General features: G+C 34.4%; 37 protein-coding genes. 35 read left to right on the top strand and 2 right to left on the bottom strand.

Annotated elements, in window-relative coordinates:
• Nucleotides 1-52 precede the first annotated feature (52 nt).
• The 5 genes from PCH01S_RS05950 (at nt 53) to PCH01S_RS31255 (ending at nt 3,706) form a co-directional block, all read left to right on the top strand.
• On the top strand, nt 53-841 hold the full coding sequence (locus PCH01S_RS05950) for an FRG domain-containing protein (protein ID WP_042227670.1): 789 nt from the start codon (nt 53-55) through the stop codon (nt 839-841).
• A 236-nt stretch (nt 842-1,077) separates the two neighbouring features.
• The gene (locus tag PCH01S_RS29210) at nt 1,078-1,902 is read left to right on the top strand and encodes a DUF6710 family protein (protein ID WP_129112486.1); all 825 of its coding nucleotides are present in this window, start codon (nt 1,078-1,080) and stop codon (nt 1,900-1,902) included.
• Nucleotides 1,903-2,064: 162 nt separating this feature from the next.
• Nucleotides 2,065-2,247, top strand: a complete 183-nt coding sequence (locus PCH01S_RS05940; RefSeq protein WP_042227669.1) for a hypothetical protein — start codon at nt 2,065-2,067, stop codon at nt 2,245-2,247.
• A gap of 41 nt (nt 2,248-2,288) precedes the next feature.
• Nucleotides 2,289-2,567: a hypothetical protein gene (locus PCH01S_RS05935; RefSeq protein ID WP_042227668.1), complete on the top strand. Its 279-nt coding sequence runs from the start codon at nt 2,289-2,291 to the stop codon at nt 2,565-2,567.
• A 188-nt stretch (nt 2,568-2,755) separates the two neighbouring features.
• On the top strand, nt 2,756-3,706 hold the full coding sequence (locus PCH01S_RS31255; RefSeq protein WP_327195277.1) for a DUF262 domain-containing protein: 951 nt from the start codon (nt 2,756-2,758) through the stop codon (nt 3,704-3,706).
• A 241-nt stretch (nt 3,707-3,947) separates the two neighbouring features.
• Here PCH01S_RS31255 and PCH01S_RS29205 read toward each other — a convergent pair whose 3' ends face one another.
• On the bottom strand, nt 3,948-4,319 hold the full coding sequence (locus PCH01S_RS29205; protein ID WP_053228657.1) for a helix-turn-helix domain-containing protein: 372 nt from the start codon (nt 4,317-4,319) through the stop codon (nt 3,948-3,950).
• Nucleotides 4,320-4,647: 328 nt separating this feature from the next.
• Here PCH01S_RS29205 and PCH01S_RS05920 point away from each other — a divergent pair, with 328 nt between their 5' ends.
• On the top strand, nt 4,648-5,481 hold the full coding sequence (locus tag PCH01S_RS05920) for an ATP-dependent DNA ligase (protein WP_042227666.1): 834 nt from the start codon (nt 4,648-4,650) through the stop codon (nt 5,479-5,481).
• Between the two features lie 28 nt (nt 5,482-5,509).
• Here the strand turns inward: PCH01S_RS05920 and PCH01S_RS05915 are convergent, their stop codons facing one another.
• Nucleotides 5,510-5,986, bottom strand: coding sequence for a hypothetical protein (locus tag PCH01S_RS05915; protein WP_042227663.1), 477 nt, complete (start codon nt 5,984-5,986; stop codon nt 5,510-5,512).
• A 270-nt stretch (nt 5,987-6,256) separates the two neighbouring features.
• Here PCH01S_RS05915 and PCH01S_RS05910 point away from each other — a divergent pair, with 270 nt between their 5' ends.
• The 29 genes from PCH01S_RS05910 to PCH01S_RS05785 all read left to right on the top strand — a co-directional run bounded on the left by PCH01S_RS05910 (nt 6,257) and on the right by PCH01S_RS05785 (nt 18,982).
• On the top strand, nt 6,257-6,619 hold the full coding sequence (locus tag PCH01S_RS05910) for a type II toxin-antitoxin system PemK/MazF family toxin (RefSeq protein WP_042228817.1): 363 nt from the start codon (nt 6,257-6,259) through the stop codon (nt 6,617-6,619).
• Between the two features lie 216 nt (nt 6,620-6,835).
• Complete coding sequence (locus PCH01S_RS30285; RefSeq protein WP_129112488.1) at nt 6,836-7,048, top strand: hypothetical protein; 213 nt, start codon at nt 6,836-6,838, stop codon at nt 7,046-7,048.
• A complete protein-coding gene (locus PCH01S_RS30280) occupies nt 7,029-7,178 on the top strand; it encodes a hypothetical protein (protein ID WP_156972796.1) in 150 nt (49 codons plus the stop codon). Before PCH01S_RS30285 ends, PCH01S_RS30280 begins: the two co-directional genes overlap by 20 nt.
• Before the next feature lie 54 nt (nt 7,179-7,232).
• On the top strand, nt 7,233-7,496 hold the full coding sequence (locus PCH01S_RS05905; protein WP_042227661.1) for a hypothetical protein: 264 nt from the start codon (nt 7,233-7,235) through the stop codon (nt 7,494-7,496).
• A 126-nt stretch (nt 7,497-7,622) separates the two neighbouring features.
• Nucleotides 7,623-8,138 (top strand): hypothetical protein, encoded by a 516-nt coding sequence (locus tag PCH01S_RS05900; RefSeq protein ID WP_042227659.1) that lies wholly within the window; start codon nt 7,623-7,625, stop codon nt 8,136-8,138.
• A 121-nt stretch (nt 8,139-8,259) separates the two neighbouring features.
• Nucleotides 8,260-8,448: a hypothetical protein gene (locus tag PCH01S_RS05895; protein ID WP_042227657.1), complete on the top strand. Its 189-nt coding sequence runs from the start codon at nt 8,260-8,262 to the stop codon at nt 8,446-8,448.
• A gap of 40 nt (nt 8,449-8,488) precedes the next feature.
• Nucleotides 8,489-8,833, top strand: a complete 345-nt coding sequence (locus PCH01S_RS05890) for a hypothetical protein (RefSeq protein WP_042227656.1) — start codon at nt 8,489-8,491, stop codon at nt 8,831-8,833.
• A 50-nt stretch (nt 8,834-8,883) separates the two neighbouring features.
• Nucleotides 8,884-9,123: a hypothetical protein gene (locus PCH01S_RS05885; protein ID WP_042227653.1), complete on the top strand. Its 240-nt coding sequence runs from the start codon at nt 8,884-8,886 to the stop codon at nt 9,121-9,123.
• Nucleotides 9,124-9,142: 19 nt separating this feature from the next.
• A complete protein-coding gene (locus PCH01S_RS05880; protein WP_042227651.1) occupies nt 9,143-9,367 on the top strand; it encodes a DUF6429 family protein in 225 nt (74 codons plus the stop codon).
• Nucleotides 9,364-9,927: a hypothetical protein gene (locus PCH01S_RS05875; RefSeq protein ID WP_042227650.1), complete on the top strand. Its 564-nt coding sequence runs from the start codon at nt 9,364-9,366 to the stop codon at nt 9,925-9,927. Before PCH01S_RS05880 ends, PCH01S_RS05875 begins: the two co-directional genes overlap by 4 nt.
• 40 nt (nt 9,928-9,967) lie before the next feature.
• On the top strand, nt 9,968-10,231 hold the full coding sequence (locus PCH01S_RS05870) for a hypothetical protein (RefSeq protein WP_042227648.1): 264 nt from the start codon (nt 9,968-9,970) through the stop codon (nt 10,229-10,231).
• Nucleotides 10,232-10,264: 33 nt separating this feature from the next.
• Nucleotides 10,265-10,621 (top strand): hypothetical protein, encoded by a 357-nt coding sequence (locus tag PCH01S_RS05865; RefSeq protein ID WP_042227647.1) that lies wholly within the window; start codon nt 10,265-10,267, stop codon nt 10,619-10,621.
• A 71-nt stretch (nt 10,622-10,692) separates the two neighbouring features.
• Nucleotides 10,693-10,998, top strand: coding sequence for a hypothetical protein (locus PCH01S_RS05860; protein ID WP_042227646.1), 306 nt, complete (start codon nt 10,693-10,695; stop codon nt 10,996-10,998).
• Between the two features lie 72 nt (nt 10,999-11,070).
• Nucleotides 11,071-11,376 carry a hypothetical protein gene (locus tag PCH01S_RS30275; protein ID WP_129112489.1) on the top strand — a complete coding sequence of 102 codons (306 nt, stop codon included), beginning with the start codon at nt 11,071-11,073 and terminating at the stop codon, nt 11,374-11,376.
• A gap of 39 nt (nt 11,377-11,415) precedes the next feature.
• Nucleotides 11,416-11,619: a hypothetical protein gene (locus PCH01S_RS05855; protein WP_042227645.1), complete on the top strand. Its 204-nt coding sequence runs from the start codon at nt 11,416-11,418 to the stop codon at nt 11,617-11,619.
• 23 nt (nt 11,620-11,642) lie between these two features.
• Nucleotides 11,643-11,867: a ClpX C4-type zinc finger protein gene (locus PCH01S_RS05850; protein ID WP_042227644.1), complete on the top strand. Its 225-nt coding sequence runs from the start codon at nt 11,643-11,645 to the stop codon at nt 11,865-11,867.
• Nucleotides 11,868-11,896: 29 nt separating this feature from the next.
• Nucleotides 11,897-12,190, top strand: a complete 294-nt coding sequence (locus PCH01S_RS05845) for a hypothetical protein (protein WP_042227642.1) — start codon at nt 11,897-11,899, stop codon at nt 12,188-12,190.
• A 711-nt stretch (nt 12,191-12,901) separates the two neighbouring features.
• Nucleotides 12,902-13,216, top strand: a complete 315-nt coding sequence (locus tag PCH01S_RS31250) for a helix-turn-helix domain-containing protein (protein ID WP_241688870.1) — start codon at nt 12,902-12,904, stop codon at nt 13,214-13,216.
• A gap of 25 nt (nt 13,217-13,241) precedes the next feature.
• Nucleotides 13,242-14,000, top strand: coding sequence for a hypothetical protein (locus PCH01S_RS05830; RefSeq protein ID WP_042227640.1), 759 nt, complete (start codon nt 13,242-13,244; stop codon nt 13,998-14,000).
• A gap of 79 nt (nt 14,001-14,079) precedes the next feature.
• Nucleotides 14,080-14,553: a lecithin retinol acyltransferase family protein gene (locus tag PCH01S_RS05825; protein ID WP_053228656.1), complete on the top strand. Its 474-nt coding sequence runs from the start codon at nt 14,080-14,082 to the stop codon at nt 14,551-14,553.
• 98 nt (nt 14,554-14,651) lie between these two features.
• Nucleotides 14,652-14,846, top strand: coding sequence for a hypothetical protein (locus tag PCH01S_RS05820; RefSeq protein WP_042227639.1), 195 nt, complete (start codon nt 14,652-14,654; stop codon nt 14,844-14,846).
• A gap of 287 nt (nt 14,847-15,133) precedes the next feature.
• Nucleotides 15,134-15,625: a hypothetical protein gene (locus tag PCH01S_RS05815; protein WP_042227638.1), complete on the top strand. Its 492-nt coding sequence runs from the start codon at nt 15,134-15,136 to the stop codon at nt 15,623-15,625.
• 49 nt (nt 15,626-15,674) lie between these two features.
• Complete coding sequence (locus tag PCH01S_RS05810; RefSeq protein WP_042227637.1) at nt 15,675-15,926, top strand: hypothetical protein; 252 nt, start codon at nt 15,675-15,677, stop codon at nt 15,924-15,926.
• 34 nt (nt 15,927-15,960) lie between these two features.
• Nucleotides 15,961-16,380 carry a hypothetical protein gene (locus PCH01S_RS05805; protein ID WP_042227635.1) on the top strand — a complete coding sequence of 140 codons (420 nt, stop codon included), beginning with the start codon at nt 15,961-15,963 and terminating at the stop codon, nt 16,378-16,380.
• A gap of 54 nt (nt 16,381-16,434) precedes the next feature.
• A complete protein-coding gene (locus tag PCH01S_RS05800; protein ID WP_042227634.1) occupies nt 16,435-16,728 on the top strand; it encodes a hypothetical protein in 294 nt (97 codons plus the stop codon).
• A 487-nt stretch (nt 16,729-17,215) separates the two neighbouring features.
• Nucleotides 17,216-17,533 carry a recombinase family protein gene (locus PCH01S_RS05795; RefSeq protein WP_042227633.1) on the top strand — a complete coding sequence of 106 codons (318 nt, stop codon included), beginning with the start codon at nt 17,216-17,218 and terminating at the stop codon, nt 17,531-17,533.
• Nucleotides 17,534-17,578: 45 nt separating this feature from the next.
• On the top strand, nt 17,579-18,034 hold the full coding sequence (locus PCH01S_RS05790; protein ID WP_042227632.1) for a hypothetical protein: 456 nt from the start codon (nt 17,579-17,581) through the stop codon (nt 18,032-18,034).
• 34 nt (nt 18,035-18,068) lie between these two features.
• Entirely contained in the window at nt 18,069-18,242 is a 174-nt protein-coding gene (locus PCH01S_RS30265; RefSeq protein ID WP_156972794.1) for a hypothetical protein, read from the top strand.
• Nucleotides 18,243-18,277: 35 nt separating this feature from the next.
• A complete protein-coding gene (locus tag PCH01S_RS05785) occupies nt 18,278-18,982 on the top strand; it encodes a hypothetical protein (RefSeq protein ID WP_053228655.1) in 705 nt (234 codons plus the stop codon).
• The last annotated feature ends 22 nt before the right edge of the window (nt 18,983-19,004 follow it).

The raw sequence follows: 19,004 nt of genomic DNA, 5'->3' as shown, positions 1-19,004 counted from the left end.
GTTTTATTCTAAATTAATTTACATTAACTGAACGAGTCACGAGGTGGATATTATGAAGTTCTTACAAACTGAATTATTTGGCGAAGTATTTGCACCAGAATCTTTTTTAGAATTAACTGAGTTGGTCATTATTAATAATTCTGGAAGATACAATAATGTTAGGTTATGGCGGGGTCAAAGTAATATTGATTGGCCTATACATAGTGGCGCCTATCGAAAACTGATTAATTCGAAGCCCAATATTTTAGAGAACGATATCATTAACTATGAAGAATCTCTGATAAAACAAGCGAGACACAAAGGCTACGGAAAGCTGTATGGGAATGAGATTAGTGATTCAGAACTTCTTGCCAAATTGCAACATCACGGAGCAGCGACAAGGCTTGTTGATTTTTCTAAAAACTCACTAGTTGGTTTATGGTTTTGTGTTCAAGCGAATCAAGACAAAACAGGACTATTGTTAGGTGTACATACAAATTTTGTAGGGGGTGGTATTGAAGGTGTTCTTGATGATCGTGATTATAGTGATTTAACAAAGGATCTAAGTAAATACGATCATCCTATGTTCATTGAAACTCCCGTCGTATCGAAGAGAATTGCAGCTCAACATGGAGTATTTTTATACAGCGATGTAAGCGGAATAAAAAGTGGCAGTTTAAAATTACCTAAGGAAAATAACGCCAATTTAAGTATTGCAATCACAGCTAAATTAAAATTGGAGTGCCGAAAAATTTTAATTGATTGTTTTGACATTAGAAATGAAACCTTATTTCCTGATTTGGACGGGTTTTCGAATGCCAACAGTACAAATAGTGATAGCAATGATATGTTTAGATGGTAATTAACAATGAGGAAATTTTATGAAATGGCTATTTCATTACATAAATAAATATGGTGAACACAAATTTGTATAGAACGAGATATATTAAATCTCACAAATTCATTTGGCTGAGCGTCATACCAATAAACAAGTTTGCTTGCTCATAGTAAGAAGTCATAATTCAAAATGTGGTATAAACTTCCTGTATGTTTATTCTATATAAGGGGGAGAAACTAATAGATTTTTTCAAGCATATAATGAGTAAATTATCAAAGGAAGAAGCGGACGAAAAAACTAGTGTTTATAACTCAGATGTCAAAGCATCCTTTGGTCAAAAGAAGATATTGTTCGATAATTTAATGAGCTATGCAAAGATCGTGATTGAAAATCACGAGCAAAGGCAAATAAAATGCGATCAGATCGAAATGCCAGAACGTCATCCAATATTTGATACTATTAAACTTATAGGATTACGGCTGCAAACTAAGTACATTACAAACCTTTTATATCAAGGCAAGGAATTTGAGAGGTTACCGAATATTGATGCATGGCATGTCTTGTTTAGTATATCCGAGGTGATCGACAAAAGTAACGGCAAAAAGATGTATGATTTCTTCATGGATTTACCTGCAGAAAATGAACGAGTAGTTTTGAAAGAGGATCTTGTACTACCTTGGCCTTGGAATAAAGGGAGACAATTAAACTCGATGGTTAACATTGGCAAAGGTCGGTTTTGGGGTGAATGGGAGGAGAAAAGCAACAATCATAACATTGAATTTTGGTTGCCAATGAGGATAGGCTTTGTAAATGGAGGTAATCACTCTATTTCAGCAGGAATATTAAATGGTGTTGGAGATCTTAAACCTGCATATGTTTATGATATTAGTCCTATATATGAGCATGTATATACTGATGGAATAAATTTTTACAGAACCAACGGTAACACGATAATCGCAAAGGCATTATCAGTTGAGTTCGCGGCATTATTTGAAATAGGAAGACTTATGAAAGATAAAAATATTACAAAAAGAAATGAAATTGTTTTATCTCAAACGAATGACGAAGTGAGTAGAATATGGTGATGGTAAATGGTTTGATGTTCAAGGGGAAATATAGAGAGGTATGAAGTTATAGAACGATGAAAAACTGTTTTCATCGTTTGATTAATAAAATAAAACTATACTATTAATCTAGTTTGTGTTATAATAAAGGAGTAGGAAATACATAGAAGGGGTGAAGCGAATATGGATTTTACACCAGGAAACATATACTCGTTAGATTATGGTGTCGTCATTAAACTTGCAACTTTTAGTCGGAAGGAAGGAGAATACAACTTCTTTTTTGACAAAGATGGCGAGTTCGCTTTATCCGACAGTTTTCTATCTAAAGGGATCATTTCAATAAAATTAATGAATGATGAATTATAAAATAAAAGTATACTAATTAAATTTATTAAGGAGTTTTTATTATGAGTAGTTATCACACTGCTATAAACAAATACGGCAATCTTGATGTTATTGATGAGAGCAGGAGTGTTGTCATTAGCTTGAGAGATGCTACTAAGATCGATACTAGAAAATCTCAAACGAAAATATTCGATGATGCAGACGATTTAATTGAATTTATCAATGAAAGAACCGCGGCCGCTGATAAGATGAACAGTGTATATTTTTCTCCGCGCGCATATGAAATAATCGATGAACACTATATCAAGTTGTATCATGAAATGGTTGTATCATTCGCATAAGCATTTTAAGTACATATAGGTAATAAAACATTGATTTTATCATCTAGCTAGCAAAATTGGTAACAGCAACAAATGACTCGTTGTACAATATTACCATATCGAATTCTTCAGGAGGCACTAATATATGATTAGAAAACCTTTATCCTGGAACGTTAAACAAATTTGCAGCATGATCGAGCGGGGGGACTATTACTTTTGATCACCCTATTCAACGTCCATCAGGGCAATGGAAGATTGAAGACAATTCGTTGCTTATTCATTCGTCTCTAACTTTGTTCGTTCCTGATGTGTATGCTGTTCAGACTCCTAAAATTATTAATGAAAAACAGGTAAACGTCTATGATGTCATCGATGGTCAACAAAGGCTTACCATCTTTTATTCTTACAGAAAAGATGAATTTGCTTTGACGAAGCTGGAACCGGTGACGCTTGAGTCTAATGGTGAAACCTACGACATATCCGGATTAAGATTTTCAGAGCTTCCTGAAGAGGTGCAAGATTCAATAAACAGTTTTATGATAACCTTCAGGGTTTTGGAATTCGATGAGAACGATGATGAAGAAAGTATCATAGACACTGTCTTTTATAGACTGAATAACGGAAAACCTGTTTCAAAAGAGCATCTTGCTTTTGTATCTGCTTCGAAAAAAGTTCAAAACTATGGACATGAAAGAATTAATAAAAGCGGCCTGTTTCTAAACGTTGCACATTTCCCGGAGGGAAGTATTAAGAAATCGGATCGTCAAATGTGCATACTTCAATCCATAATTATCGCGGGTAAATTAGATTTCCCCTCTTTTTCAACAAAGGATGTTGAAGCTATCTTTAAACAAAACGAAATTGAAGATGAGACACTACAATTACTCGATTCTGCATATAACAACATTGAGAAAACATTCCAGGACAAATCCAAGTTCGTAACGAAGGTAAATATTCCTTCGATGGTCGCCTTATTCTTGAATAACAGCGATCAAGAAAAAGTATCGGCGTTTTTACAATGGTACTCACAGAATAACAAAAAGGGGGATTCTTATCGTCGCTACTGCGTTGGGGGGACTACAAAGAAGGATCAGGTTTGGGGGCGTGTAAATGGACTCCAGGCTCTTTACAACCACTTTGTATCTGAGAGCTCGGAATAGAACAATACAACTTATGAGCTTAATACGGAGGAGAATGTTCATGTATACAGTTACAACAATTGAAAAGTGGAGAAATGAGTTAGCCATAAACAATTACACATTTGACGATTTTGAAAAATTCAACTTGTTTACTCAAATGTGTAAGGATGACAATATTTTTTATGTAACTAAAGGAAACCGTGTGGCCGTATAACAGCGGCCACTTTTTATTCCACGATAAAATTTGTATTTCATATGGCTTTTACTTTAGAAATTCAATAAGCATGCGGTATATTTTATCTCTATCCGCTGTATTACACTGCGAAAGTAATTCAATAAGTGGCAACATCTTATCTTCTGTAATTGCTAATTCTGAGGGTTTCACAATGCCGGTATCAGAGAATGCTTCGAAAGCAAATAAATCCATTACGCGGACATTTAGAGCGTCAGCAAACCTGAATAACGACGATAATGTAATGTTTTTTTGACCACGTTCAACATTGCCAATATAAGGACTCGAAGTATTCATTCTTTCAGCCAATTCCTCTTGAGTTATACCTTTATCATTTCTAATTTGCTTGATCCTTGCACCGAGCAAAAGTAGATAGGATTCTTCATTTTTAAATCGATTCATCTGTCCACACTCCTAATGGTAAGTGTAGACAATTGTTCATATCCCAAACATATCCTATAAGATATTTTCAGATAAAATTTACATTATGGGGTCAGAGGTGATATAATTCCAATAAGTGTAAAAATTGAAATGGAGTTAGTGAGATGATTCGTATATTCAATGTAGTCAAGAAAATCCTTAGAATATTCTGGTTAACTTTAATGTTAGGATTTTTAATATCTGGTGCTATAGCATGGTACGTAACTATTGTTGGAGATCTTCATTAACCCAATACTTACTAGATAAATATCTTTTGAAAAAGAGTTACAATGTAATTGGGTGATGAAAAATGTTTGTTTCTCCTATGCTTTTACAAACGGCAAATAATCCAAGTGATGAAGCTGCTTATATAAATGAATTGAAGTTTGATGGATTTAGACTGATAATCAGTACTATAAATGGTGTGAAATTATACACTCGGCACAATAACGAGGTAACGTCTATATTTTCAGAGTTGCTAGATTGTCCATTACCAGAAGGAACAATTATTGATGGAGAGGTAGTCATAATTGACGCCCAAGGAAAACCTGATTTCGAAGCATTATCTAAAAGATTCAAGTCCAAAACCGATAAAACCTTAGTCACATTCTTTGCATTTGATATTATAAGATATAAAGGAATTGATACATCAGGATTGCCACTGTTAAAACGAAAAGAATTGCTTTCGGAATCTTTTAGTGAGACGGAGTCATATAAACAGGTTAAATGGTCTCTCGGCTCAGCTAGTGCCCTTTATGAGCTTGTAGAGGCAAATGCATTAGAGGGCTTAGTTCAAAAGATGGCAGAGTCAAGATACGAAATAGGCAAGAGATCTTGGAATTGGCAGAAGGTAATAAATTGGACATATGCCGAAGTGTTTATTACAGGTTATAAAAAGAACGAATTTGGATGGCTCACATCAGTTATAGATGAGACAGGCAAAATGAGAGCTGCCGGTGTTATTGAATTGGGTGTGAATCCAGAAGCAAAAAAAGCATTCAATGTCATAAAAAGATCGATCACTTACAAAGAAGACAAAAGTACTGTCTATCTTGAGCCGCTAATAAAGGCTCGGATTAAAACAAGAAATTGGACTAAAAAAGGACTATTGAGATCGCCAGTGTTTGTTGAATATGTTTTATAAATAAAAAACCCCTACCTTATGGTGGGGGTTAACTTGTCTTCTCTAAGACGCCTAGTGATCTGGCGCGTTCAATTATTTTTATCATGTTTTTAAAATCCTCGCTCAAAACCACATCCGGCCTGCTATCCTGTAAAGTAATTTTCAATCTGGTGTTTTCATTCTTTACTCGATCTAACTCTTTTTCAAGTAAGCTTATTTTTGATTTCAACTTTTCGAGTAAACCGCCAAAGGTATCTTCGTAGTCTTGCTCAACCTGTTCTGAGTAATCATTATTTGATCTTTTCATTTTGGATTCGGCGCGCGCAGTTTTAGCCTTCTTAATCTCTTCAGTATAGATCTTTCTTAATTCGCTATTCCATCTAAATCCACACGCTGCTGAAGATCTATCGACTTTTGCTGACACCTCTTCAAAAGCTTGTAGTTGAGTGCTTCCGCTTGCAATATGTGCGAGAATAGTATCTGCCAGAATCTTATCTTCCTGGCTTGTCCAATTATCTTTCCTCAAATGTGCCACCTCCGTATAATATTAAATCTATCCAGTTTGGAGGGAATTTATTCCATTACCATGCCTATCCATTTATGTAAAGGATAAAATACTTTGTTTTTTGAGCGATTTTCCATTTGACAAATAACTATTGTATTTTATAGTTTTGTTCTTTATAATAGGGGGTATAATACTATTGTGAATAAAAAATGAAAATATAGCGAAAAATCAAAAAGGAGAGATCGATTGATGGCTGCAGTATTAGAACGGAAGTATAGCGATGTGAATAGAATGACACAGAAAGTAGAAGTGAATAGGGGAGAAGTTTGGACTGTTAGGCTTGATGGAAACGTGGGATCTGAGCAAGGAGGCATTAGACCTTGCGTAATCATCAGTAATCAAAAGGGTAACAAGTTTGGAACTACTGTAATTGTAGCAGCTATTTCGTCTCAAATCCAAAAAGCAAAACTGCCTACACATGTTGTCTTAGAAGGGGGTGTAGATGGAGTACTCTTGGATTCTGTTGTTATGTTAGAGCAGGTCAGAACGGTTGACAAATCAAGGCTAATAAACAAAGTAGCCGAGTTGAGTAGCGATGTAATGCAGAAAGTTACGCAGGCTCATAAAATAAGTTGTGCTGACATGTTTAATTAACGTTCTTTGATAATAAAATAATACATTATGGATTGCAATTGTGAATGTAAAGGATTTGATCCAGAATGTCTACCGGTACATAGGCCTAATTAGTGTAAAAACTAATTAGGCTTTTTAAGTGAAAAAGGATTGACGTTAATATAATAAAAGAATATAATATATATGTATGATATACGATAAAACTATATTTTATTTATCTAGGAGGAATTCGGATAAATGCAAGACATTAGAGATTTTTTAGCAAAGAGGATAACTTATGCTAAACGAAGAGCTTTCACCTATAAAAATGAACATGGAGAAAATCCAGAACAAACTCATAATTATTTTGGGGGCTATAGTTTAGGTTATTGGGAGGGTAAAGTAGCAGCTTATCAATATATACTCGATGAGTTAGAAGGAGTGGGCGACGTTGAAAATAAAAGAACTTGAAAAACTAATCGATGATAGACACTATAGAAATGATCCAGTAATTACTGGAATGTTAGCACTGATTAAATCGCAGTCAAAAGAGATTGAGTATTTAAAAAAGAAAACCGAACAAATAATTAGAGTGTTTTAAGCAATAAAATGATCCTTTTATCAAATTGCTCAACTTATAGGAGCGTGAAAATTATTGAACGGTTTAAGATTGGCTTGTAATCTTTATGGAAAAACTTATTCAGATATTGCTAATAGTATAGGAATTAACAGGGCGAATATATCTATTTGGCTAAAGACAGGGGTTATTCCGGAAAAACGGATTTCTCAATTGAAAAAGATGTTTCCCGAATTTACATACGAAGATTTTTTTAAAGAACTATCTGAAGATGAAATCATTGCAATTAAAAAATCTCACATTTGCCGGTTGGTTAATGAGTATGGTATTAATAGACATTAAAAAATGAAATGAATATTTTATACAAGAATTGACTTGTATAAAGAAGAAGAAATATGCTTTAAGTACTTGGTGAAGAGCAATGTCTGTTCTGTAAAAATAAACGATTATACATAGGGAGATAGTTACATGGTAGATGAGAAAACGCTTTTTTACGCTCATACTGAAAACCTAAAACGAGAACTGAATGTCGATCCCTTAGTCTTCTTTGGAGAAGAGGCAAAAGAAAAAACTAAAAAATATGGTTCGTTATTTTTAGGGGCACATGTTTGGGAAGAAAACCCCGAGTTTGTAGCTGTTGCAGACACAAATAACATTGGAATTCTTGCTCATGAGATGCGACATAGCTGGCAGTATAAGAATAGAAATAAAGAGAATTACACATTTCGTAGTAGCAGTAATAAGCCATGGATATTAAAAAAACTAGCGCGCGCTTTATATTTAATCTATTACTCATTCAATAGAAAAGAGATGGATGCAAATAACTATGCAATTGAATATTGCAGAAAGACAGGATTGCATCACGAAGTGTTAAGAATTGAGAAGCTAATAAAGGAAAACAGGTTAGCTCAGGTAATTACAATACTGGCACATCCTTTATTTGTGTATTTGTTATACGTCGTTTGGGCTTACTTGATCGTTTAATAATCAAATGATTTCTTTAAAAATGTAAGAGCATACACCTATATTACGTTTCGCTAGGACTCAAGAGCAAAATCAGAATTTAATACGATGAAAAGATTATTTCATGGGGAGATGTTTCAATGTGATTTGGCATGTTGGATATGATGGAGCTGCAATGCCTGTGGAAGCTTTAACAAAGCAAGAGGCCGAAAACAAGGCTAAGACTTACTTAGATGTGAAGGGAACAAAATGTAACTTAATCTATGCACAAGAAGCATCTTCTGGATATTTGGAATGGATAAATGATTTTGGAATTAATGTAATACGATGAAAGGATTCTTTTATCGGCTTATTCAGAGGAGGAGTAGTAAATGAAAATATATAAGTTAGTCTGGAGATTTGACAAGGAAGAGTATGTAATCGGCACAAATATTGCGAATGCTTGCAATGAAGCAGGAATTGGAAATGGAGCATTGATTGCACTTGACTATTGGGAAGAAGTAAATGAACTTCCAGATCAACTGAAACGTTTTGAAATTGTTATTGATGATAAGAGCGATCCAGATATAATTCATAATCCAAATTTCATAGAACAACTTAAATCATCTGGATTCCAAAAAGGTGCAGTAACAGAGATTAATTTGGCTAACCGAAAGTTTTGTTTTGAATATGTGGGCAATTCACCTACAGGATATCAATATCGGAAAGTAATATAGCCAAATGAAAGAAGTATTTCATTCAGAATATGAATAGGAGACGAATTATTATGTTTAAAAAATTGGAATTTAAATCAACTTCGATTCATAAACACGAGTCATGGGTTGACTTCGGAATTAAGAAAAGTCATTATCTCATTTCTAAAGGAAATAATGACACTTATATGATCTGGTTCGATGGTAAAGATATTGGAAGAGACGTTCACACTTTAGAGAAAAGCAAGGAATTAGCCCAAGCACATTATGATAATTCATGTCGGTTAATTGTCGAAGCAATTACGATGAAATAAGTCTTTTATGAGGTGAAAAATGGATCAATTAATTGAAGATCTAACTGTTGTACTTATTCATTTAACAGCAAGTGGAAATGAAAGCTGGAGGGGTTACGATACTGACGTTCTAAGAAAATTGAAAAAAGAAAATCTAATCGGGTTAAGTAATAGCTGGCAAACAGTTTATATAGGTGAGAATTTTAAAAATAAAGCTATTGAAATTATAAATAAATATCAATTGGTCCCGGAGGGGAAAGAATGATCAAAGTGAATTTAAAAGCTTTGGATTTTACTCCTCATGCAATACAACGAGCAAAAGAAAGATTTAAGATGTTGAATGAAGCCGACATTATTAATATGTGTAAGTCAATTATTAGGGCGGGTACATACATAGGAGAAATTACTTGCGATAAAGGTAACAGAAGTCATCTGTTCGCTTCTGGGAAAAAGGGAATTATTCTTTCACAAGACCTTACTACAGTAATAACGGTAATAGAATATAAAAGAGGACATATTCCAGATTTAGATAAAAAGAATCCTCTCCATGATAAATTAGTGAAACTCTATCAATCTGAAATAAGAAGGTTAACAAAGCTAGAAAATACATTGTATAAGAAAATAAAAGAAACAAAATTATACAATGATATAGAGTTAGCTAATTTAAATCTTAAATTATATAAAACAAGATCTATTAAAGTTAAGAAGGAAATCGAACAAAGAATGGCTGAAATCAAAATTGAATTTGAAGAACAGGAACTAGTGATGAAGCAAATAGAATCAGACAAGAGGATTATCGCTAAGTCTATGGCTTGCCTGACTTAACAATAAAAGAGCGATTTTATAGGAGGGAGGATGAACTGAAATGTATGGTAAATGGGTAACTCTCAATCTAGGGGAAGACTTTCAATGTAAGGTATGGGTATCATGTTTACCGAGTACTCTAGAGTCTGAATTGCAAAGAATGGCAATCAATAAGCTGCAATGCAATTTACCTAAAGAAAAGAAGGGCTTCTCGGCTGCGATGGATTCTCTAGAAATCATTTTAGATCGCGCGCGCGCTGAGGATTTTGACTCAAAACAGAGCAAATGTTTAGAACAAAGATTGCGACTGGGTGAGCATAAATAAATATTAAAAAGTAAATTCAACAGGGGGGATTATATGGGGAAACTAATGCCTATACGAATTATCCAGCACTATGATGAGAAGATCATTGGTCACATATTCTACGATGAACTGCAGTACTGTATTGAATGTAGTTTACATTTTTCATGTAACATAGTTGATTCAAATGGAAATGGTATTAAATGTCCTAAGTGCAGTAGTGGCGATCATCTGTTAGATGTAGGAACCGTTGAAATTAAGTTGGTCGAAACGAGCAATCCAAGTAATATCGCTTCGGAGTGGGCCGCAGCTTATGAAGACGAAGAGTTGGAGCCAGAGTACCATTACTTTGGGGTAAAGCCTCAAATCATAAATAATACCAATTGTTATCCGTGGGATGGTAGTGAACTATAAATTGATATAACAGCCCAACCTAATTGTTACGGAGCTTTTAAATAATCGGCGAACCGAAAGGAGACATATAAATGCAAACTCCATCAATATTCCAGCTTGGCAAACTTTCAAATCTACTAGACGAGATCAATAAAGGAACCGGCTCAGTTTGGTCATTTGTCTCATGTGGCAGCGATTCAGCAATGACTGTATCATTAACATTCCCTAACTTAACAAGCGATCTTGAGTCAATCAATAATAGTAAAAATAAAATAACTGAATACTTTGGATTAGATGAGAGTGACAAGAGAGTGTCCATTAGTTCGGGTTATGGCAAGACAGAACTAAGTATCATCCTTGAGTCGCAGCAAATCATTATTAAGGTTACAAACAAATAGAATAGACTAGAAGAAGCAACGAGAAATGAAAAAGCAATTTCATTCACAAAAACGAAAGGACGATCAATAATCATGGGTAATATTCCAGAAGTAATCTGTAGCGAATCGCTAACAGTTGATGAATACAAAATAATTATGAGTAAAATATGGGACAGTCACAGGTTCGGTAGACTTAGTAAAAATCGAAACAGAATTTGTAGGCATATCAAATATGTTTGTCCGAATTGGGATTTGAGAGATGGCCGTTGTTTTAGTATTGGATTTGATGATGTACTTTTTGATTTTAGGGGTAGTTATAGATCGATGTTTGAGCGCATTATAGGATGGCTTGAAGGCGAAGAGCCTGAATGTGGTGGAATGCTTGTTCAACCTAAATAGCAAAAAAAGCAGATTTCATAAGGAGGGAACTACAAAATAATGATTAAATATCATGAGTCTATAATCAAACGGGAATTATATAAATATGATGATGTAGAAGAAAGAGAAAGGCATCACAGACAAATGTTTGAGAATGGATGGCACTGTAAATCGCAATTTGATTTTCTTGAGAATTATGATTGGAGCAATGGGACGCCTGCAGCCGAATATTTGAAACAAGAGCAAATGGACGATAAAAAGTGAATTATATAAGGGAGAGATTGGGTATGAGCGAATCGAATATAGGTGTTAAGGCGATGCATGAGATTATGAGAAAAGCTAAAAAGTATGATGAACTTCTTGTTTTCCCAAGTATCGAGAATGAGTTGCAATGCGATTTTTGTGGTAAGTTTCAAAGCGAATTAAATAAAATGATTGCTGCCAGACGAGTTGTTATTTGTAATGAATGCGTAGAAGTGTGCAATCAAGTACTTGAAGAAGACAATTCTTAAAAACAAAAATATATAGGATGGTGTTAATAATGATAAAAAGAAGATTTTTAGAGTATGAATATTTTAAAAACCTTCTCGTGAAGCAAAACGATGGTTTGACGGAAGAGGAAGCAGTTAAAGTCCTAAATGAGAAAGACTTAATATGGGGAGATCTCACCTTTACTTTTAAGCAACAGGGTAACGGATGGCGCACGGATATTTATTGCAATAACAGCGACACCTATATAACACCACGAGAGTTGAATCCTGTTGAAGAGAAATGGTTCTTAGACCAGGTAACCGAATTATCTATGCAAAAGTATCTAGCGCTCCAAACTGCTTGATAAGGAGATGGAAAACGAAGTGAAGAGATACTGTCTGCAACGCTATGACGGACGGGATGATAAAGCAGGAATCGAATACTGGCAGCGAATAAAAGATAGCGAAGATCTCGAAGCACTCAAACTATTTTGTCCAGTCGGTTACAGGATAATTGACAATGTAACTAAAGAGGTAGTTTGGGAAAATAATTAAAATAAAAGTATAAGAATATAATTTATTATTATATGATATACTAGATATTGGAAACGTATTATAATGTATATAACAGTTTTCAAACTACATAGGGGCTGGTCTTTTTGATATTTCATCGTGGAGATCGAGTGAGACATATTGGATTAGGAACTGGCTTTTTCCTTCAGTACGAATTTGATGGATTCACTTCAGAAACTGACGCAGCCTACGTAGAATTTGATGCCGGTGAAACGATCAGTGTAACTGTAGGGTTGTTGATTGAAGTTGATGAGTGAATAAAATAATATTCTTTTAGATTAGGTGAATACATGTCGATTGGCGAAAGACTTCGATATTTAAGAGAATCAATACGTTTATCACAGGGCGATCTTGCAAAAACTTTGAATATCGCTCGTACTACGTATTAAGGATACGAAAACGATATTAGAGAGCCTGATTTTAAATTTATAATTAAAGTAGCTGATTTCTACAATGTTACGCTAGATTATTTGTTTGGCCGTCAATTAAAAGAAGAAAAAATAGTGGCACCTAAGAAAGAGGAAATATCACTTAGACTTAAAAAATCTAGAGAACTTAAAGGACTGTCTCAAAGAGAGGTTTCCCAGCTCTCAGGTATAAATAACAAAACCATAAGCGGATATGAAAACAATGTTAGTGAGCCCGATTTATTGACCATATCTAAACTTGCTTCTATCTATGGTGTGTCGATTGATTGGATTATAAATGGACTTCATTTTAAAATCGAAGGCAGCAACGGCGTTTTAGAAGAACAACTAGAGCATTCAAGAGAATTATTACTGAAATTTAAAGAGTTGGCCGAGCAAATAAAAGTCTGATTTCATCAAGAAAGAGAGAGGGAATATGTTTTTAGAAGATATTATTAAATTTGCAAATGAAAATGAGATAATATATTTTATCAATGAATTAGACCCTGATGAAATCGAAAGAGTTAATATTTCTATTAGTAGCTCTAAGGAAAATTTCCTTAAATTATTTCTTTTAGCAAAAAGGGGAAACTACCCAGTATTTATCACTGAATCAAAACTCACAATGGATGAAGTTCAAAGTTCACTTATTTCATACGAGGATTTGATTAAGAATCATTTGTATAAAACAAGCGGTAATGAAGTGAAGTTGAAAATTACTAATATAGTAGATGAGTACAATAAAGTTATTGAAGATATACCTGTGGATGTAACATATAAGGTTTCAGTGGTTGTCATATTAAGTACATATTACATGAGCATTGACCATTTCTTGAATGATGAGGGTGCTATATGGGATTCTCAATTATTTTATTCTTTAGACGAATTGATTGAAGAGAAGTTTGGCATAGAAGAAATAAATAAACTCGAACAAAATAGAGTAATTTATACTGAAGAGATTACGCAAAAAGTTCAAGGAAAATGGATAGAACATTTACGAAACGATGATGAATTTAGAGGATGCACTAACAGGGACTTAAGATTGGCATACCTCAGTAAACAGTGGTTAAGGTTCAAGCAAACTTTAAGTGATGAAGAGAAAGAAATTAATTCAGTTCATCCACAGATAGTCATGGAGCAGGTTTGGAAAGAGATTAAGGAGAGTATCAGTATTTCCCGGATAAAAAACAAATAAGAAACTAACATATTGATAACCGCGGAAGCGCAGTGCTAAACAATCTAATAAAAAACTGATTTTATAAGGGGTGTTTTGCTTGAAGTATACTTTAACCTTACTGAGCGAAGCAATTGAAAGAGTGACAAGAACAACAATCAATGCTGTTGAAAGCTCTCAGGCTGCGCCATATAAAGCGATACATGCATTCTTTGGTAAGGACCCTGAAATAGTAAAAGGAGATCACATTTCGGTTTTTTGCGGATATATTCATCATGGAATCTATATAGGTGATGGAATGGTGATTCATTTCACAAAGGTAGATGGCTTAGGAATTATACAAATGGATACAATCGAGACTTTTAAAAATGGGAAAGCAATTGAAATAAGAAACAGCCCATTGAATTGCAGCCGGGAGGAGGCAATTCAAAAAGCATATAGTAAATTGTATACAACAGGCTATAATCTAGTATTTAATAATTGTGAGCATTTTGTTGTGTGGTGCAGAGATGGGGATAATAAAAAAATTTACACACCATCTAGTGCTGCGTGGCAAGTGATGGGAAACAGATAGGAATATAAAAATAATTTACTTGTGGATGGAAGCTAAAAAAGAGCTCTAAAGAAGAAGATAAAATGGAGATTTTATGATTTTAGATGGAGGGTTGTTTTGTGAGTAGAGTTAGATATGACTTTGATTCAGTGCTGAGCAATGCCAAAACCTTTTCTGATGGAGTTATGGCCGACGAGAAGATTCGCGAGATGACAAGGGAAAGTATAATTCAAATGGTTGTCTCTTCGTGTTTTGAATATAGAGACAATGAAGAGTTTAGAAAACGCGTCGATGAGTATGTTGAAAATAAATAATGGATTGGTTTTATGAGGAATGATGGCATGATTGGTTATGATTCTGAAGAATTATAAGTTGTAGGGCATCCCATAAGAAGCGGAGGAGACAGAATGCCTAATCGAAATAAGATTATCTTGGGATTTATTGGATTGACAACATGCTTGTACTTTTACAAGAATCCAGGAGTATTTAGCAGCCTTTTAACTGGTGGCACAAGGTGGCTTACTGAGACGCTGAGTACCTACATAAAAATTGGATAAAAGACTGGCTTCAACAATAAAATAAATCAAAAGGATCGGAAAAAATGAATGTTGATTTGAGTCATTTTACTGTTGCAAATATTTGGTCTATTTTTGGCCTAATTATGGATCTTGTTGGTGTAATTTTTTTAGGATTTGCATTTTTCTCAAAAAGCTTCGATGATCTTCGTAAAGAAAGTGGAACATTTTTTAATTATAATCCAAGTTTGTTTCTTAACCTCCTTGATCAAAAAGCTTCGGGAGTTGCTGGTACAGTTGCGCTCTCTCTAGGCTTTTTACAGCAGTTTATTGTAAATATTCCAATATCCACAAGTATTCCGAGTTTAGTATTGGTAGCGGTTCTACTGTTTTTCAATATATTAATAGTCGTTGGTCTTTTAGTTTGTAAGAAGTATTATGTATTATATCAACTTGCGAAAATTGCACTCTTTTGGGATAAGGGAAAGTTTCAAGATGATGTCCAAGTAAAGGGAAGAGCATTTCAGGAAATGATTATTATTGGTAAGGTTAAAATGCAAGAAATTCAGAGACGGTAGTAACCAATAAAATACTAGTTTTATTTTTTTGGAGTTAGGAGGGCCTAAAATGGATGATAATATTATCAGATTTCCAGTAGGTTTTTATCAAAGAAAGAAGAATGAACTGGGCGCAAAAGCTTTGATTTGTGAAGTATCCCCAAGATGGATGGAAATTGTAAATACTTCGCATGAAAAAGACTTTATTGCGAATGTCATGACCCTTGGTGCAGATAAAAAGGAGAAGAAATTATGCGAGTTGGTCCTCCTCAAGGAAGACATTTATAAACTTGCTGAGTTATTAAAAACTGATAAAACTTGAATTTCATAAGAATAATATCCAAGGAGGTAGTTTAATGTTAAAAGACTTATCATTCGAAGAGATCCCTAAATTCTTTGAAGAGCTGGCAATGAAGGATACTGGACGCTTTCAGTTATCTCGTATATACGGTATGGCAAAATCATTTTTGGAACAAAGGGAGAAAGAGGAATCCATAGAGAAGCTAATTGTAAAAGACTATAGGAGCGTAGTTAACACAACAATTATTAGTGAAGATTTAGCGATTGTTGAAGCAGAAGTGAGATTGAATAAAGGTAAAGAAACAGCTTTTTACCCCGTAGTTGATAATAAGTTCTTTAATGAGTCGAGAAGTACTTTTGATGAAGCGCTGCTACTTGGTTTTTGCAGAAAATACAGCGGAGAAAGGTGTGATTCGGCGATCTTCAACATGCTTAGAATGGACTTGTATATGAATCGTACAGTCGATGAAAACTGACTTTTATTAGATGATCTACTTGTTCGATAATGGCAAAAGGAGAACTATAAACTAATGATATATTCAGTGCACTGTTATTTTCATAAAATTAATAGTAGAAAAGCGGGATCAAAATTTGAAGGAATTGTGTTTGCAAAAAATAAAGAACACGCTGAAGAGATTGTCAGAGCGTTATTTTCCAAGTACCCTATCGAGATAGAGAGCATGTCTGCTGTTGGTAGAGAAGATAGAACATTAGATGAGGTGTACACAGAGCGTCCAGAACTAATTGGTATATCTCCTGAACGAGGTTATCTTTATAATGAGTATACACACAAAGTCAGAATCAGCAAGTATGCCGGTAAGTAGGGTTAATATTAAAAAATAACGGAAGGAAGTGCGAATGGGAAGCGAGCATGATATCCCTGGGGGATTCGCACCAAATTTCATCTAGATATATGGGTGTTTAAACATTATACGGTAATTTAACTAGGGATTATAAAAATTAAACTCTTTATTAATATTAGTAGAATGCCGTTTTAGACCCTATATTGGTTGGGAAACGGAGTCGCACCCCTTACGGGTGCGTGGATTGAAATACTCTGTATTGGTTTTTTAAACAATGTGTTGGTTACGTCGCACCCCTTACGGGTGCGTGGATTGAAATACGTTCATACATTTTAGGCTCATATGCATCATATAATGTCGCACCCCTTACGGGTGCGTGGATTGAAATCTCCATTTAGATTCAGAAAAGTCTTCATTTGATGCCGCACTCTACAAGAGTGCGTGGATTGAAGCAGCATTATGATATAGAGATAAAAGGTCAATTTCATCGGACAAGGAGAGGTGTATAGTGAGTAATTCTGTTATGATATATGTAAGAGTTGGAACACAAGAACAAGCAGAAGAGAAACTAGGTAAACAGATTGTGGGATGCAAACAGTTTGCCGAGGACAATGACAAACGGGTCATTGCCGTATTCAAAGATGTAATCTCGGCAAACCAGCGGAGTGATCGGTTTGAGAATATTCTTGATGAAATGAAAAACCAAGGTATTAATGAGTTACTTGTTCAAAACTGGAGCCGAGTATCGAGAAACACTAAAATTGTTTATGAGATTGATCAGATGTTTAGAGATCAGGGTAGTTTTATTATTCCAATTGAACAGTAGTATTAGAGATATCCGCGGCTAAATTTTTGAATAGGGGAAGAGAACATGTCTACTCCAATCACTCTTGATTATTTAATAAAAAATATTGATCAACCTTTAATGAATCTTCTAGATATAAAGGATGACTTTAGAAACGAGACGCCTGTAGAAGATCTATTTGTGAATCCAGGGGCAAATAGAGAAACAAGAGTTATTAACGCGTTACGTAGAGGTGGAATTTGCAACCTTGAAAACGTGATGAACGTCAAGTTCTCATATATCTATAGATTGCGTAACATGGGCAAAGTATCTATAACTGTTTTACTAAATGCAATTGTTAACCATTATCATATCAATTCACTTATTCCTTGTTTAAAAAGTAGGTCAGATTATCAAGAAGAGTATAAAAATATCGTCTGCACAATTGAACCCATTTTGTTACAGAAAATTAGCACATGCATGTTTCAAAATTTATCCTTAGAACAACAAAGAAAATTGCTTAAATTAATTACCGGTCAATAAGTTGAAAATAGCGGTTTTATTGAGGAGTTCATTTATGTTCACGGAAATTAAACCCGAAAACAGATTTACCACTGAAGAGATGGATGAAATATACGGACTCATGAGAGAAAATGATTTACTACGTAGATTTATTATAGCATTATGGGATGACAGGAACAGTGTAATGAAAACTGCTCTTGAATGGAGAGGAAATTCAGCAAGAACATAGTTTGTATAATCTTATTTATTACGAGGGTGAATTAAGTGAGTATTGATGATAATTTTAAAAACACTAAAGGCGATATTGTTCACGCAACAATCAAAAGCACAATTTCGGCTATCCCTGCAGTTGGGGGATTTTTATCGGAATACTTCGGTTTAGTTGTTACGTCCCCGGCAGAAAAAAGAAAAGAGAATATATTGGTTATGTTGGACCAAAGACTGAATGAACTAAATAATAAAATCGAGACATTTGACATCTATTCCTTATCTAACAATGAAGCTTTCTTGAGCGTTGTTTTACAAGCTATAAATATATCAATCAGGACTCATCAAATTGAAAAACGTGCAGCACTACTTAACGCGGTCAGCAATTCAGCGCTTACTAATTCAATTGATGAAAATCGACAACAAATGTTTTTATCTTTTATTGATTCATTTAATGAATGGCATTTAAAAATTTTATTCTTTCTCAATGATCCAAAACAAAATTTGCAAAAGGCTGGGCACTCAATAGATTTAGATAAGGGAAGTATTGGGCTAGTTATTTTTCAGTATTATCCGCAGTTATCAGGCGAACTAGAATTTACGAAACTGATAATGAGCGATTTGTACAATAGAGGACTTATTAGTAAAGACTCAAGCGATTTGCATACTATAATGGGTGGTAGCGGAATGGTCGCCTCTAGAACATCTGCGTTAGGCAAGCAATTTATTCAATTTATAAACACTCCTGACGAATTGAGTTAGAGCGTGGAGCTTCTTTCATAGC

This window comes from Paenibacillus chitinolyticus NBRC 15660, assembly GCF_000739915.1.
In the GTDB taxonomy this organism is placed as follows: Bacteria; Bacillota; Bacilli; order Paenibacillales; family NBRC-103111; genus Paenibacillus_F; species Paenibacillus_F chitinolyticus.
The sequence above is the reverse complement of the archived record's forward strand: the minus strand, read 5'-3'. Positions and strand labels throughout refer to the sequence as shown.

Excerpts from the sequence above, each read along its gene's own strand:
- PCH01S_RS05950 (WP_042227670.1), top strand. The coding sequence starts at position 53 with ATGAAGTTCTTACAAACTGAATTATTTGGCGAAGTATTTGCACCAGAA.
- PCH01S_RS29210 (WP_129112486.1), top strand. The coding sequence starts at position 1,078 with ATGAGTAAATTATCAAAGGAAGAAGCGGACGAAAAAACTAGTGTTTAT.
- PCH01S_RS05940 (WP_042227669.1), top strand. The coding sequence starts at position 2,065 with ATGGATTTTACACCAGGAAACATATACTCGTTAGATTATGGTGTCGTC.
- PCH01S_RS05935 (WP_042227668.1), top strand. The coding sequence starts at position 2,289 with ATGAGTAGTTATCACACTGCTATAAACAAATACGGCAATCTTGATGTT.
- PCH01S_RS29205 (WP_053228657.1), bottom strand. The coding sequence starts at position 4,319 with ATGAATCGATTTAAAAATGAAGAATCCTATCTACTTTTGCTCGGTGCA.
- PCH01S_RS05920 (WP_042227666.1), top strand. The coding sequence starts at position 4,648 with ATGTTTGTTTCTCCTATGCTTTTACAAACGGCAAATAATCCAAGTGAT.
- PCH01S_RS05910 (WP_042228817.1), top strand. The coding sequence starts at position 6,257 with ATGACACAGAAAGTAGAAGTGAATAGGGGAGAAGTTTGGACTGTTAGG.
- PCH01S_RS30285 (WP_129112488.1), top strand. The coding sequence starts at position 6,836 with ATGCAAGACATTAGAGATTTTTTAGCAAAGAGGATAACTTATGCTAAA.
- PCH01S_RS05900 (WP_042227659.1), top strand. The coding sequence starts at position 7,623 with ATGGTAGATGAGAAAACGCTTTTTTACGCTCATACTGAAAACCTAAAA.
- PCH01S_RS05890 (WP_042227656.1), top strand. The coding sequence starts at position 8,489 with ATGAAAATATATAAGTTAGTCTGGAGATTTGACAAGGAAGAGTATGTA.
- PCH01S_RS05885 (WP_042227653.1), top strand. The coding sequence starts at position 8,884 with ATGTTTAAAAAATTGGAATTTAAATCAACTTCGATTCATAAACACGAG.
- PCH01S_RS05880 (WP_042227651.1), top strand. The coding sequence starts at position 9,143 with ATGGATCAATTAATTGAAGATCTAACTGTTGTACTTATTCATTTAACA.
- PCH01S_RS05875 (WP_042227650.1), top strand. The coding sequence starts at position 9,364 with ATGATCAAAGTGAATTTAAAAGCTTTGGATTTTACTCCTCATGCAATA.
- PCH01S_RS05870 (WP_042227648.1), top strand. The coding sequence starts at position 9,968 with ATGTATGGTAAATGGGTAACTCTCAATCTAGGGGAAGACTTTCAATGT.
- PCH01S_RS05865 (WP_042227647.1), top strand. The coding sequence starts at position 10,265 with ATGGGGAAACTAATGCCTATACGAATTATCCAGCACTATGATGAGAAG.
- PCH01S_RS05860 (WP_042227646.1), top strand. The coding sequence starts at position 10,693 with ATGCAAACTCCATCAATATTCCAGCTTGGCAAACTTTCAAATCTACTA.
- PCH01S_RS30275 (WP_129112489.1), top strand. The coding sequence starts at position 11,071 with ATGGGTAATATTCCAGAAGTAATCTGTAGCGAATCGCTAACAGTTGAT.
- PCH01S_RS05855 (WP_042227645.1), top strand. The coding sequence starts at position 11,416 with ATGATTAAATATCATGAGTCTATAATCAAACGGGAATTATATAAATAT.
- PCH01S_RS05850 (WP_042227644.1), top strand. The coding sequence starts at position 11,643 with ATGAGCGAATCGAATATAGGTGTTAAGGCGATGCATGAGATTATGAGA.
- PCH01S_RS05845 (WP_042227642.1), top strand. The coding sequence starts at position 11,897 with ATGATAAAAAGAAGATTTTTAGAGTATGAATATTTTAAAAACCTTCTC.
- PCH01S_RS05830 (WP_042227640.1), top strand. The coding sequence starts at position 13,242 with ATGTTTTTAGAAGATATTATTAAATTTGCAAATGAAAATGAGATAATA.
- PCH01S_RS05815 (WP_042227638.1), top strand. The coding sequence starts at position 15,134 with ATGAATGTTGATTTGAGTCATTTTACTGTTGCAAATATTTGGTCTATT.
- PCH01S_RS05810 (WP_042227637.1), top strand. The coding sequence starts at position 15,675 with ATGGATGATAATATTATCAGATTTCCAGTAGGTTTTTATCAAAGAAAG.
- PCH01S_RS05805 (WP_042227635.1), top strand. The coding sequence starts at position 15,961 with ATGTTAAAAGACTTATCATTCGAAGAGATCCCTAAATTCTTTGAAGAG.
- PCH01S_RS05800 (WP_042227634.1), top strand. The coding sequence starts at position 16,435 with ATGATATATTCAGTGCACTGTTATTTTCATAAAATTAATAGTAGAAAA.
- PCH01S_RS05790 (WP_042227632.1), top strand. The coding sequence starts at position 17,579 with ATGTCTACTCCAATCACTCTTGATTATTTAATAAAAAATATTGATCAA.
- PCH01S_RS30265 (WP_156972794.1), top strand. The coding sequence starts at position 18,069 with ATGTTCACGGAAATTAAACCCGAAAACAGATTTACCACTGAAGAGATG.